9 protein-coding genes are annotated in these 13182 nt (G+C 67.4%); 3 read left to right on the top strand and 6 right to left on the bottom strand.

Going from position 1 to position 13182, the window contains the following annotated elements; genetic code table 11:
• Nucleotides 1-519: 519 nt before the first annotated feature.
• Entirely contained in the window at nt 520-2595 is a 2076-nt protein-coding gene (locus tag ACWDRB_RS32800; protein ID WP_449900537.1) for a peptidoglycan DD-metalloendopeptidase family protein, read from the top strand.
• 69 nt (nt 2596-2664) lie between these two features.
• On the opposite strand, the gene ACWDRB_RS32795 is transcribed toward ACWDRB_RS32800, so the two are convergent.
• Both ACWDRB_RS32795 and dprA read right to left on the bottom strand, forming a co-directional pair.
• Nucleotides 2665-3558, bottom strand: coding sequence for a tyrosine recombinase XerC (locus ACWDRB_RS32795; protein ID WP_449900246.1), 894 nt, complete (start codon nt 3556-3558; stop codon nt 2665-2667).
• 1868 nt (nt 3559-5426) lie between these two features.
• Nucleotides 5427-6689, bottom strand: coding sequence for a DNA-processing protein DprA (dprA, locus tag ACWDRB_RS32790; RefSeq protein WP_449900244.1), 1263 nt, complete (start codon nt 6687-6689; stop codon nt 5427-5429).
• Here dprA and ACWDRB_RS32785 point away from each other — a divergent pair.
• Nucleotides 6688-7056 (top strand): hypothetical protein, encoded by a 369-nt coding sequence (locus ACWDRB_RS32785; protein ID WP_449900241.1) that lies wholly within the window; start codon nt 6688-6690, stop codon nt 7054-7056. The two genes, dprA and ACWDRB_RS32785, sit on opposite strands and share 2 nt — an antisense overlap.
• A gap of 516 nt (nt 7057-7572) precedes the next feature.
• On the opposite strand, the gene ACWDRB_RS32780 is transcribed toward ACWDRB_RS32785, so the two are convergent.
• The 3 genes from ACWDRB_RS32780 to ACWDRB_RS32770 are packed head-to-tail and all read right to left on the bottom strand — an operon-like array spanning nt 7573 to nt 9700.
• Nucleotides 7573-7761: a hypothetical protein gene (locus ACWDRB_RS32780; RefSeq protein ID WP_449900239.1), complete on the bottom strand. Its 189-nt coding sequence runs from the start codon at nt 7759-7761 to the stop codon at nt 7573-7575.
• A 43-nt stretch (nt 7762-7804) separates the two neighbouring features.
• Nucleotides 7805-9340 carry a YifB family Mg chelatase-like AAA ATPase gene (locus tag ACWDRB_RS32775; RefSeq protein WP_449900237.1) on the bottom strand — a complete coding sequence of 512 codons (1536 nt, stop codon included), beginning with the start codon at nt 9338-9340 and terminating at the stop codon, nt 7805-7807.
• Nucleotides 9341-9700, bottom strand: a complete 360-nt coding sequence (locus ACWDRB_RS32770) for a YraN family protein (RefSeq protein ID WP_363962937.1) — start codon at nt 9698-9700, stop codon at nt 9341-9343. It abuts the gene before it with no gap.
• 245 nt (nt 9701-9945) lie between these two features.
• On the opposite strand from ACWDRB_RS32770, the gene ACWDRB_RS32765 reads away from it, so the two are divergent.
• Complete coding sequence (locus ACWDRB_RS32765) at nt 9946-11187, top strand: epoxide hydrolase family protein (RefSeq protein WP_449900234.1); 1242 nt, start codon at nt 9946-9948, stop codon at nt 11185-11187.
• Nucleotides 11188-11271: 84 nt separating this feature from the next.
• On the opposite strand, the gene ACWDRB_RS32760 is transcribed toward ACWDRB_RS32765, so the two are convergent.
• Complete coding sequence (locus ACWDRB_RS32760) at nt 11272-12579, bottom strand: MFS transporter (RefSeq protein WP_449900534.1); 1308 nt, start codon at nt 12577-12579, stop codon at nt 11272-11274.
• Between the last annotated feature and the right edge of the window lie 603 nt (nt 12580-13182).

Genomic DNA, 13182 nt, shown 5'->3' with positions numbered 1-13182 from the left:
CGCTACTGAGGACTGGGACCGGGCAGCCGCTACTGAGCGCTGCCCCGGCAAGCCGTCACCGTGCGCCATGCGAGGCGGCCAGCGCCGCGTACCCACGCTCATGAGCCCACCGCGCCCTATGGCGTCCCAGGGCGCCTCATGTCGGCGCTGTGGCGCCCGGATGGCTCAACGCGGCGTACAGCCCCCAAACCGCCACCCACATCGACCCCTGTGAGCCAGCCGCCAACCCTGGTGCGCCGGTCAGGTCGACTGACGCCGCGGACCACTCCCATGAGTGTCATCACTCAGGCCCCCAAGCTGCCATCTTGCATCGGCCGTTGCGAGCCAGGGGCTGAGGCCCTCACCGCTCGATGAGCGACGCAATCCACCGCCACAAGCCGCGATAACGCACAGCCGCGGCAACCCACGCATACCCGCAGGCCTGCCCACACCACCCACCGCACCGCGCTGCCCCACCGCACCGCGCTGCCCCACCGCACCGCGCTGCCCCACGGCGCCGAGCCCACAGCCACACCACCTATGCCCACGTGCGACCAACTGGCCAAAATGCCAGATCACCACAGCCATCGGCACTGCAAACCCTCACCCGACGAACCGGACCCACGGCCCCAGACCGCTGGCCCTCAGACCGTCGGCCCCTGCCTGACCCGAGCCTCGTCCACGGACCCGTGGCCCCCACCACGTGAGGCCCGTGCGACCGAGCCACCCGCCGACCAGCACAGCCGAGCCTCAGCCCCCACCCATCCCCGGACCCAGAACCGCGCCATCCAATACCGAGAATCGCAACCCCGCCCGCCGCAACCCCGCTATCCACAACCGAGCCCTGACCCACCCCCACCATCCCCAGAACCCCGTTCGCCTCCCAACCACCCCGACGCGCTCAACCAAACTCGCGCCATGACCTCTCTCCCTCCCACCCCGACAACCCACCCACCAGCATCAACAACCATCCTCACAACCCGAGGACGGCCCACCCACTCCACAGGGCCCGACACCCACCACCCCATCGGCGCCCTCACCCTGGGCAGCCTCCACCAAACACTCCACCCAAACAGAACGCCTTACCCACCCAAGGCAACACAGAGCACCCCACCACCGCCCACCCACCAGTTCCCCAAACCGGCCCAAGCTGCCGCATCATCTCCACCCCACCGCCCCCTCAATCCACCCCGAGAAGACGAACCACCCCACACTCACCAAGCCCCCATTCCCAGCCAAGAACCCACACCTCCCCGTACTGGCCAGGCCCCCACCCCCGGGCAAAAAGCCATGCCGCCCCACCCTCGCCAAACCCCCACACCACCCCCCACTGGCCAAGCCCTCACACCCAGGCAAAAGGCCACACCACCCCGCCCTCGCCAAGCCCCCGCACCCAGCCAAGAACCCGCAGCACCCCGTACCGGCCAGGCCCCCACACCCGGGCAAAGAGCCATGTCGCCCCACCCTCGCCATGCCCTCACGGCAGCCCAGGGCACCCTGACAATGCTGCTCTTCGCTGCCGCCGCGATCCTTCTTCTCCCCGCTCCCCCAGCGAGAGCATCTCCACCCACATGGCGCTGGCCACTGGACGGCCATCCCCGCGTGCTGCGCCGCTTCACCCCACCGCCCGAGCCCTGGCTTGCCGGACACCGCGGCATCGACCTGGCCGCTGCCCCATCCACCCCAGTCCTGGCAGCCGGCCCCGGCACAATCCGCTTCGCCGGCCCCGTAGCCGGAAAAGGTGTGGTCACCGTCGAACACGAGGGCGGCCTCCGTACGACGTACCTCCCTGTCAAAGCGTCCGTACGGCGAGGCGAACCCGTCGCCCCGGGATCCAGGCTCGGCGTCGTAGAAGCCTCATCAGGCCACTGCCGGGAATCTTGCCTGCACTGGGGCCTCCGACGCGGCACCCACTACCTCGATCCCCTCCTACTCCTGGGCCAGGCGACCATCCGCCTCCTCCCCTTCTGGCACGAAGACGAGAACCCGCTCCCGCCCGTGCATGAGCACTCTCTACGGGATGTCGACGAGCACGAACATTTCCTCCAACCGCCAGCCGGAGAGACCACCAGACCGCTAACCACCCAGCCAAGACGCTCCCCAGCCGCCCTCAGCCCTGCACCCCCAGCAACGCCGAGGGCCCTGGCCGCCACCCCACCCACCCTCATCTTGATCAAGCACGGGACCCACAGCCTGCCCCGGGACACCCCATCGCCAAGCCGTCACGACAGCACGGCAACTCAACACCACCCCCTGGCAGCCGCCGGCTCCTTCACACCCACCACCTCACGCCGGAGACACCACCCCGCTCTCGCCACCCCGACGCTCGACTTCCTGACCCGCTCGGCCTCGACCACCACCACGACATCGGCTATTGGCCTCGGCACCCTGCTAGGGATAGGACTCCTGATCACAGCCCTGCGCAGCCACAGACGTACTCGAACAGACCACCGTCCCCGAAGAAGGGGCCAGCACCGCGCCACCACAGGAGAAGAGCAAGGGCCCGCGAACACCGGCGCCCGGCACCGTGGTGAGAAGCACCCAGAGCCCAGCCGCTCCACAACCACCAACGCAAAGTCCGGCCGCCACCGCAAATCCGCGACCGACAGAAATTAGAAGATCATCCGACGACGCATCCCCCCAAACCATCGACGTACTCGCATGCTTGATCATCCCTTTCCCTCGTCAGGCCCTCGGATGCGCCTGTCGGTAAGCCGCCCGCAGCCGCTCGATCGAGACATGCGTATAGATCTGCGTGGTGTTCAGAGACGCATGGCCAAGCAACTCCTGAACACTCCGTAGATCCGCACCACCCTCAAGCAAGTGAGTCGCCGCACTGTGCCGCAACCCATGCGGCCCCATGTCCGGAGCCCCCTCCACCTGAGCCAGCCGCGCATGCACGACCCGCCGAATAGTCCCCGCATCGATGCGGCCACCCCGTACCCCAAGGAAGAGCGCAGCCCCTGACCGCGCCCGAACCCACAACGGCCGCCCGTGAATGCACCATTTGTCCACCGCCCGAAGAGCAGGCAGCCCAAAGGGCACAGACCGTTCCTTGCGCCCTTTTCCCAGGACCCGGATGACATGCCGATCCCGATCCACATCATCCACGTCGAGCCCGCACAACTCACTCACCCGCACACCGGTGGCGTACAGCAACTCAAGAAGGGCTTGATCTCGAAGTTCCTTCGGCTCCCCAGCCGAGGGCACCTCCAGGACGGCCTGCGCCTGCTCCGGAGCGAGAACAGCAGGCAACGGCCGAGCCGCCTTCGCGCTGCCCAGCAACAACCCCGGATCGGCCGCAAGCCAGCCGCGGCGGTAGCAGTAGGCGGTAAAGGTACGAACGCAAGCGGTCCGCCGCGCCAGCGTGGCCCGAGCCTTGCCGGCCCGATACTGCTCAGCCAGCCACTCACGAAGCACCCCGATATCAAGTCCTTCCAGCCGCCCATCCACATGATCAAGCAAGGAGTTCACGTCACTCAGATAGGCCCGCACCGTGTGCTGCGAAAGATCCCGCTCCATCCGCAGATGCCGCCCGAACTCCCCCACCACTTCTTCACGACCGACACCCCCACTCATCCCAGAACCCCCACTCCGATCCCTCCCACTGCCAAGCCATGACAGGCAGGAAAAACTTCACCGCCCCACTCAAGCTCAACCCCATCCCAGGAACAACTCATAACGACCGGAGTCAGAACAACACCTCACCTCTCAACCAGAAACCAACCCCGCCCGTGGTCAACCAGCACCTGGTTTGCCCTGTCTCAGGTCAATTCGCGTCAGGTTCGCCAGCCCCGGTGGTGCCCAGAACCCGATTGTGCGCCAGGCCAGGCCCTCGACCGGGGCCCGCAGCTGTCCATCCCGTCCCGCCCGAGCTAGCGGCACCTCGAAGACCCGTTCGAAGTCGGCCAGGTTGCAGGTTCTCGTCGGTGCCGTGGTGAACGGCTCCGGGCCCTCCACCCTGGCATGGACCACCTCCACTCAACCCGGGGCGCACCAGCGACTCCACCGAAGTCGGGGCGCACCAAGGCCTCCATCAAAGTCGGGCGGTTCACGCTGCCTTCCCGCGTTTGAGCCGACCCAGCACCATGGAGTGGAGTCACACCGCCTGGCCGCGCATCTTCGCCCTGGACCCTTTCGGCCATGACAGCAGTAGGCGCAGTGCCGCCTCAACTTGATCGTGGTTTGCACCATAGGACCAAGCGAACTCGAACGACCGCTCACGAGCGTGGAGTTGGAAGTTCAAGAGCGAGGAGCTGGGAAATGGTGACGGCCATCGCTTGATCCTTCGAGGGCCTAAGTCGAGACCGAAGGAGAGCAAAGCGATGGCCGCAGACATCAGTCTGCCCCGCGAGCGGTGGTTCGCGAAGGGGATCTGTAACCGGTGACCCCGACTTTGTCGCAGACCGTGATCAATGCTCTGACCAGCACAGACAAAGCCTTTCACATCCCTGATTTCACTGACATCTTCGTCGTTCCGCTGACATTCACCAGTTGAAGCGGCCGACATTTAAGCGGAGAAAACCTCCCTCAGCCCCACTGCGTCCACCGACTCCTGGATGCCGGGCGCACTCTCCGGCGGATCAGCGGACGCGCGGTCTGAGGATGTGGTTGAGGCCGCGAGGGAACGCAGCGATGGGTGCCGGCAAAGACTGAGAGCACTTCAGAGACGACGGACTCTGGAGCACCTATGCGCTCCACGAAAACAAGAACGCCGGGCGGGGCGGGACTCGAATGCGTGGCGGCGGGCCCGGGCGCGGGGTTACGCCCCACGGAGGCCGGCTTGGTGGAGTATGTTCGCCTGCCTCCACGTCTCAGCGGCGGTGACTTATGGCATCGCCCGAACGGACACCCTCGCCTCGTACCAAACGCCGGTCGGACAATTGTCACTGCCCACCGCCCAGCCCACTGCATGGACGAACTCGGCGGTCTTGTCCAGGCCGGAGTTGTCCGTCAGACGGCGACACACCGTCCAGCCCACCGCCGACCGCCATCCAGCCCGCCGTCCAGCCCACGTCCAGTCCACCGCCGACCGCCCGCCGTCCAGCCCACCGCCGACCGCCATCCAGCCCGCCGTCCAGCCCACGTCCAGTCCACCGCCGACCGCCGACCGCCGACCGCCGACCGCCGACCGCCGACCGCCGACCGCCGACCGCCGACCGCCGACCAGAGCATCGCGGGCCGCTACCCACGTGACAAGCCGTTGCCCAGTTCCCAAGGCTCTGTCGTGTCGGACGTCATCCCCGTACATCACGGCCGGCAGTCGGCGCATGGCTGGGCGGCCTGACGGGCCATTCCCAGCCCGAGCTGACAGGCGATTCCCAGCCCGAGCTGGCGGGCCATTCCCTGCCCGAGGGCCCTGTACCGATCGGGCAGCAGTTTCTCGGGCCATAGCGGCCGTCGCATCGGCTCGGTCCGGGCGCCTTCAGAGGTGGATTGTTTGTGCCTCAGCGCCAACCGTGCTGCTCGGGTTCGAGGGGGAAGTCGTCGTCTGGGAACGGGGGGTCGTCGGATGCGTCGGGCTCGGGGGTGGCTGGGGGTTCTAGGGCTGCGCAATCGGGGGCTTTGGGGTAAGAGGCGAACTGTTTGCGGAGGCGCCAGCCGTTTGTGGTTCGTTCTACGTAGCCCGCGGCTGCTAGGCCGCCCAAAGCACTCAAGGTGGCGTCCAGGCTTAGCCCTGCGGCGACCGCTATGGACGCAGGACCTGCGCCGCCTCGGCGGGGGATCGCGTCGAGGACTTTTCGGGTGGGTTCGTTAAGTTTGTCTCTGGGGACTGCAGGAGCTCGGGACTGAGAGGCCAGGTCGTCGCCTATTACACCGACCAGGTCGATCATCTCCTCCGGAGAGGTTACGCATACGGCTTTGCGGTCGCGGAGAAGCTTGTGGCAGCCGGCCGACATGCTCGAGGTGACCGGGCCAGGGACGGCCGCCAGGTGTCTGTTGAGCGATACGGCGTGGGCGGCTGTGTTGAGGGCTCCGCTGCGTAGGGCTGCCTCGACCACTACCGTCCCCCTCGACAGGGCGGCTATCAGGCGGTTTCTGATGAGGAAGCGGGCTCGGGTGGGGTGGACGCCGGGCGGGCATTCGCTGATCACGACGCCCCGATCTCTAACGGCGGCGAACAGGACTTCGTGGCTCGCCGGGTAACAGATGTCCACACCGCAGGCCAGGACTACGACCGTTGGTGCGTCGGCGGCCAGGGCTCCTCGGTGAGCCGCACCGTCCACACCGTGGGCACCGCCCGACACGACGGTCCAGCCCGACTCGCCGAGACCGACGCCGAACTCGGCTGCGATGTGGGTGCCGTACGACGTGGCGGCTCGCGCTCCGACGACCGCCACTGACTTGAGACAGGAGAAGCGCAGGTCGGCCGTGCCATGAAGCCACAGACCGAGGGGGCGGCCGGGGCCTAGCTGGTCGAGTTGGGTGGGCCATTCCGGGCTTCCCGGGGTGACCAATCGAGCTCCGGACCTTTCTCCGTTTTCGAGGTCTGCTGCTGGGTTGGCCGCTGCCAGGCGGGCGTGCCAGGCGTTGAGACGGGCGGTGAGGTCGGGGGGACGATCTTGGTGAGCTTCCTGAGCTCGCTTGACTTCCTGGGCTACGAACTCTGGCGGCAGGGTGCGGGCGCGGATCGCCTCCACTACCGATGAGGCCCCGTACTGCATCACTAGACGGCCCATGATGGGGTCGCCGACGTCCGCCGCCCTCATGAGCGCGGCTCTGCCCTTAGCTTCGCTCCTGGCCGAGATTGAGGCCGAGGTCGATGTAGTGGCCGATGCAGCGACCCTGGCCGAGGGGGCAACCGTAGCCGAGGGGGTGATGGCGGGCGAGGTGGTGATCGTGGCCGAGGTTGCGCTCGTGGCGGTGTTAGCGGTGGTGGCCGGGATGACGATCGTGGACGGTGTGGTGGCGACGGTGGCTGGAGCGGGGGAGGTGGTGGCTGGGGCGGCAGCGGTGGATGGGGTGGCGGTAGTGGATGGGGTGGCGCTAGTGGTTGTGGGCGAGGACAACGGCGACGGCGCGGCCGAAGGTCGGGGCGAAGATGTGGATGTGGGCTGGGTGGTGGTCCCCGTCTGAGGCATGATCACGGGCTGATGCTTGGTTTCGCTTTCGGGCTTGGTTGCGGGCTCATGCTGCGTATTGCTGGTCGTTGGGGTGGTGCTGGTGGGCCCAGGCGTTTCCCGCAGCTGATCGACGGGAGTAATGCCGACGTCGACGGCGACGCCCTCGCCCATGCCGGTGGTGGTTTCTGTGGCAGTGCCAGCGCTGGTGCGGCTTGTGTAGGCGATTGTGGCGGTGCCATTGCCTGCGCTGATGGCGGGGGTGACACCCGTTTCGGCGGAGGTGGGGAGGCTCGTGCAGGCGACAACGGCGGTACCCAGTTCGCCGAGCGTATCGGGGCTTGTGCAGGTGGTCGCGGCCGTGGCGGTACCCGTGTTGGCGCCCGGAGCGGTCTCGGCGGCTGCTGGAAGGGTGTTGGTCAAGGCTGTTTCGGTAGGCGCATGGGTCATGCCGTGGTCCGTATGGGGGCTTTGTGGAGCATCTGACCGCGGTAGGCCAGGGGTAGCGGCTGGTGGGGGTGCGAGGGGTGTGTCAGCTTCCGGGATGGAGCTGGGCATGGGGGCTCCTGGAGGGATGGGGTGGGCGATGGCGAGAGCTGAACGGGATGAGGACCTGGTCGTAGTGCGGGAGCAGGTCATGGTGCCGGAGCACGTCGTAGTGCCAAAGCACGTCGCGGTGCTGGAGCACGTCGCGGTGCCAAAGCACATCGCGGTGCTGCATGGGGCGCAGTGTGGGGTGGTGGGGGTTGGGTTTGGGGTGGGTGTTAGGACTTCACTCCTAGCCAGAAGCTGAGGGCGGCGTTGGTTTCGTCCTCCTCCGGGGTGTCCTTGTCGGCCAGGTCGGCGAGGGTCCATGCGACGCGTACGACGCGGTCCAGGCCGCGGGCGGTGAGGGTGCCGGAGTCGAGGCAGGACGTCATGGGTTTCATGGCTTCGTTGGACGGGCGGTAGTCGGAGTGGAGCAGGGAGGAGGGGATTTCGGCATTCGTGCGCCAGGGCGTGCCGGTCAGGCGTTTGGCGGCGCGTTCGCGGGCCAGGAGGACGCGTTCGGCCACTGTCTTGCTCGTTTCTACGAACTGGCGGTCGGCCAGGAGTTCGCGTCTGGACGAGCGGACCACGGTGACCTTCATGTCTATGCGGTCCAGGAGCGGGCCGGAGAGCCTGCCCAGGTAGCGGCGCTTGATCGTGGAGGTGCACTTGCAGGTATCCCCTTGGTCCTCGGCCTGGGCGCACGGGCAGGGGTTGGCGGCCATGACGAGCATGAACCTGGCCGGGAACGTGACCGAGCCAGCAGACCTCGACACCGTCACGCGGCCGGACTCCAGAGGCTGCCGGAGGGCGTCGAGCACGTGGCGGGGGAACTCGGGAGCCTCGTCCAGGAAGAGGACGCCTCTGTGGGCGAGGGAGACCGCTCCTGGACGTACGATCGCGCTGCCTCCGCCGATGATCGCGGCGGACGTCGCCGTGTGATGAGGGCTGACGAACGGGGGTCTGCTCATCATGGGAGCGTTCGGCGGCAGGGCGCCCGCGACGGAGTGGATGGCCGTGACCTCCAGGGCGTGGTCGAGCTCCAGGTCCGGCAGGAGGGTGGGGAGGCGTTCGGCCAGCATGGTCTTGCCGGTGCCCGGCGGGCCGAGCATCCAGAGGTTGTGGCCGCCTGCCGCGCACACCTCCAGAGCCCGTCGGGCGACCGGCTGACCCACGACGTCCGCAAGATCCACCGTCGGGCCGTCGGTGGACTTGGGCAACTCGGCGCACTCCTCGACCCGGGGCTCGGGCTCGTCGTCTCCCCTGCGCAGCCACTCCACGAGCTGGCGGAGGTGTGAAACCGGGATCACTTTGACGTTGGGCACCAGGGCGGCCTCGGCTGAGTTCGCGGCGGGGACGACGACTGTGACGTCACCGTGTTTGGCCGCACCGAGGATGGAGGGCAGCACACCGCGTACAGGTCTGATGCGGCCGTCGAGGCCGAGCTCACCCAGGAAGAACGGCTCCGCGATGCGCTCGGCCGGGATCACGCCAGCGGCGCCCAGAATGGCCACGGCTATGGCGAGATCGAACTGGGAACCGCGCTTGGGGAGGCTGGCCGGGAAGAGACTGACGATGATGCGGGCGTCGGGCCAGGGATAGGCGCTGTTGACCATCGCGGACCTGACCCGATCTCGGGCCTCGCTGAGCGCCGTGTCGGGGAGGCCGATGAGGTGGATGCCGGCCAGGCCGTTGCCCACGTCGGCCTCGACCTCGACGGTGCGGCCTGCGACTCCGATAACGGCCACGCTGCGTGTACGGGCCACGGCCATCTAGATCGCCCCCCGTACGTGACTCAGGGCGAAGTCACCGGCGAAACGCTCGAGGGCGACCACGTCCACCCGTACGGTGCGGAACGTGCGCGGCTGCGCGGCCAGCCACTTGGCCGCGAGCATCCTCAGCCTGGCCAGCTTGACCGGGCTCACGGATTCCAGGGCTGTGCCGTGAGATCTGCCCGATCGGGTTTTGACCTCGACGACGACCAGGGTGGCGCCTTCTTCGGCGATGATGTCGATCTCGCCGTGGCGGCAGCGCCAGTTGCGGGCGATTATCTGCATCCCCTCGGCCTCCAGGTAGGTCACCGCTACCTGTTCGCCTTGTTTGCCGAGGTCTTGGTCGTGTTTCGCGGCCATATGCCACCTCCGTCGTCGGTCTGGTGCTGGTCCGGGCACCGACTTTCGTGGATGAGGGGTGGTGGAGGTGGGGCCGAACGGGGTTCTGGGGATGGAGCGGGCGAGGTGTTTATGGGCTGTGGATAACTGGCCCGATGGCGGCTCGGGGCGGGATGAAGCGCTGCGATGATGAGGCTGCCGGTTCTGGCCTTGTACAGGTCAGTGGGGAGGGGACACGCGCCGGACGGTCTGGTCGGGGCGCGTGAGTGGGGAACCGGCGGGGCTTTGCCGAGGAAGCGGTTGCTGGGTGGATCGCATGTGCTGAATCGTCGGCGGATTGCGGAAGGAAGTGTGCCGCATTGGCTCCTAGCGTGGTGAACACTCAAGCCGACAAGGAGCGTCAGATGGAGATTCGGCCGTTCACCATCGCTGTCCCTCAGCCCGACGTCGATGACCTGAAAGTCCGGTTGGCCCGGACTCGCTGGCCGGACGAACTGCCCGGTATCGGGTGGAGTCGCGGGGTGCCGCTGGAGTTTCTGAAGGAGCTGGTTGCGTATTGGGCCGAGAGTTACGACTGGCGCGCTGCCGAGGCGCGGCTCAACGAGTACCCGCAGTTCACCACCGAGATCGACGGGCAGCGGATCCACTTCCTGCACGTCCGATCCGGCAACCCCGACGCTCTGCCGCTGGTGCTCACTCACGGCTACCCCAGCGCGTTCGCCGAGTTCACCATGCTGATCGAGCACCTGCGGCAGGACTTTCACGTGGTGGTCCCGTCACTGCCCGGCTTCGCCTTCTCCACGCCGGTGGGCGAGGCGGGCTGGGCGATGGCTCGTACCGCTCGGGCCTGGACAGAGCTGATGCGGCGGCTCGGCTACGACCGATACGGTGTCCACGGCGGCGACATCGGCGCCGGCGTCTCCGGTGCGGTGGCCGGCCTTGATGGCGAGCATGTCGTGGGCGTTCATGCGGTGACCGATCCGTACACGGCGGCGGCCACGGCCACGTTCCTGCCCGGCATGGCCGACAGGCTCGACCCGGCGGACCCGGTCGACCAGGCGGCCCTGGAGCGGATGGCCGAGTTCCGCGCCGACGGCTCCGGTTATCTGGCGATCCAGAACACCCGCCCCCAGAACATCGGCTACCTGCTCAACGACTCGCCCGCCGGGCAGCTCGGTTGGATCGCAGAGAGCTTCGAGCGGTCGACCGACCTGCCCTACGACCGGGATCAGCTTCTCACGATCGCCAGCCTCTACTGGTTCACCGGCTCAGGCATCTCCGCCGCTCGATTCCTGTACGAACAGGCTCACTCTTCCGAGTGGGGTGCGCCGCCGGCCGTGCCGCAGGGTTTCGCGGTGTTCAGCGCCGATCCCACCGTCCGCAAGCTCGTCAACCCGCCGGCCGAGGCCCATTGGACCGAGTATGAGCGGGGCGGACACTTTCCGGCCATGGAGGCACCGGAGATGCTGGCGAAGGATCTGCGGGTCTTCTTCGGGGGGTTGAAGTGATCAAACGCCTCTGACTCGACCGCACTTTCGCCCGCCATCTTTGGTTTCGGGGCTCGGGTTGGGCTTCGTCTGAGGGGTGGCGGGTCAGCGAGGAGCGTGGCGTTTGCAAGCGATCAAGGAGTCTCTGGTTTGGGATGGGGGCGGCTCGCTGCTGGGTTTCGCCAGGCGGGTGGGGCGTGGTTGGCGGTGAGGGCGTAGGGGAGATGTCCAGATCCAGACGGCGCTCAGGGCGATGCCTGCTGCGCAAATGAGGATGACGGGGCGTAGACCGATGAATTCGGCGAGGATGCCGCCGGTTATGCCGCCGAGGGCCAGGACGCCTTGCACTGCGAAGGTCATGGTGGCGTTCACCCGGCCGCGGAGCTCTGGGGAGGTTTCGCGCAGGGTGATGGCGCCCATGCAGGTGGCGAAGGCTACGACGATGCCGCCTGTGATCGTTCCGGTTAGGGCGAGCAGCGAGAGTTTCCACCAAAGGGGGCCGGTCAGCAGGCCTACCGCGAGGATTTCGATGGGGAAGAAGAGCACCGAGACGAGCAGTATGCGGTTCTCGCCGTAGCGCTTGGACAGGCGGGCCGTGATCCAGGCGCCCAGCATGCCGCCGATGCCGCTCAGGGCGATGAGGGCGCCTAGCAGGGGCTTGGGGATGTTGAGCGTGTTCACCATGTAGAGCATGTAGATGGCCGTGTACGCCATGGCGAAGAAGTTGATCGTGACGCCTGCGCCCAGGAGAGCGCGGAGTACGGGATGGGTGACGCTGGTCCGCAGGCCCTCCATGACGTCGTTCCACATGCCACGGGAGGTTGCCGGCTCGTTCTTCTCCGGGGTGCGGATGGCGCGGAGCAAGAGGGCTGAGGTCAGGAACGACAATGCCTCCGCCAACACGGCCAGCGGGGCCGTGAAGAGCTGAACCAGGAGACCGGCCAGGCTGGGGCCGCTGACCGACGCCACCGAGTAGGAGGCGTTCAAGCCGGCCATCGCCTCGGTTCGCTGGGGAGGGGCGGCGACTGCTGCCACGTAGGGGAAGTTCGCTGCCCTGAAGAGTACGCCGGCTGTGCCGATCACCAGGGCCACGGTGATCAGCCATGCGACGCTGAGGAGGTCGAGGAGCCAGGCCAGGGGGACTGTGGCGGCGGCTGCGCATGAGACGAGTTCACAGGCGATCATGAGGGGCCGGTGCCGGGTGAGCCGGTCCGCGATGGCGCCTGACTGCAGGCCGAACACGAGGGCGGGGACCGAGGCGGCGGCCGTCAGCAGGCCCATCTGGGAGGGGGAGGCGGCCAGCAGGGTTACCGCGGTCAGGGGGATGGCCAGCTTGGATACCTCCGAGCCGGTGACGGAGATCGTTCGGGCGGCCCAGAGGAAGCGGTAGTCGCGCTGTTTCCTGAGTGGGATGGGCGCGTCTGAGCTGCGGTCATCGTGGTTGGGGTGATTCGAGTTGGAGGTGTCGTCGGGAGCCGCGTGGTTGGGGCGGTTCGAGCTGGAGGTGTCATCACGAGCTACATGGTTGGGGTGGTTCGAGCTCGTGCTGGGGTCGTTGGAGGTGTCGTCGGGAACTGCGTGGCTGGGGTGGTTTGAGCTGGGGGTGCTGTCGGGAGTTGCGTGATGGTGGCTCGAATCGGCGGTGGGGTCGTCGGAGGTGCCGTCACGAGCCGCGTGCTTGGGGTCGGGGGTGTGGCGCTGGGGGATGTGGCGCGCAGTGGCGGCGTGGTTGTGGTGAGGGGCGCGGTTTTCGTTAGTGAGGTTGCGGTCAGGCATTCGATCCTCCGGTCGATGGCGTGGCGGTCTCGGTCATGGCGCCTGCAGCCTCGGACGTGGCCGGCTGGAGGGATGGACTGAGCTGATTGGGGTCGGGCTTGGGCGCCGGCCTCGTGGCTGTTACTGGGGTGCGCGGCGGTAAGGGCCGGGTGGGTTGGTGGTTATGGGCACTTGGGCTGATATGCGGGGTTGGCGTTTGGTGGTGCTGGGCTGAGCGGGGGTTGGCCTGGCCGTTGGGCC

It is taken from the genome of Nonomuraea sp. NPDC003707, assembly GCF_053587055.1.
The sequence above is the reverse complement of the archived record's forward strand: the minus strand, read 5'-3'. Positions and strand labels throughout refer to the sequence as shown.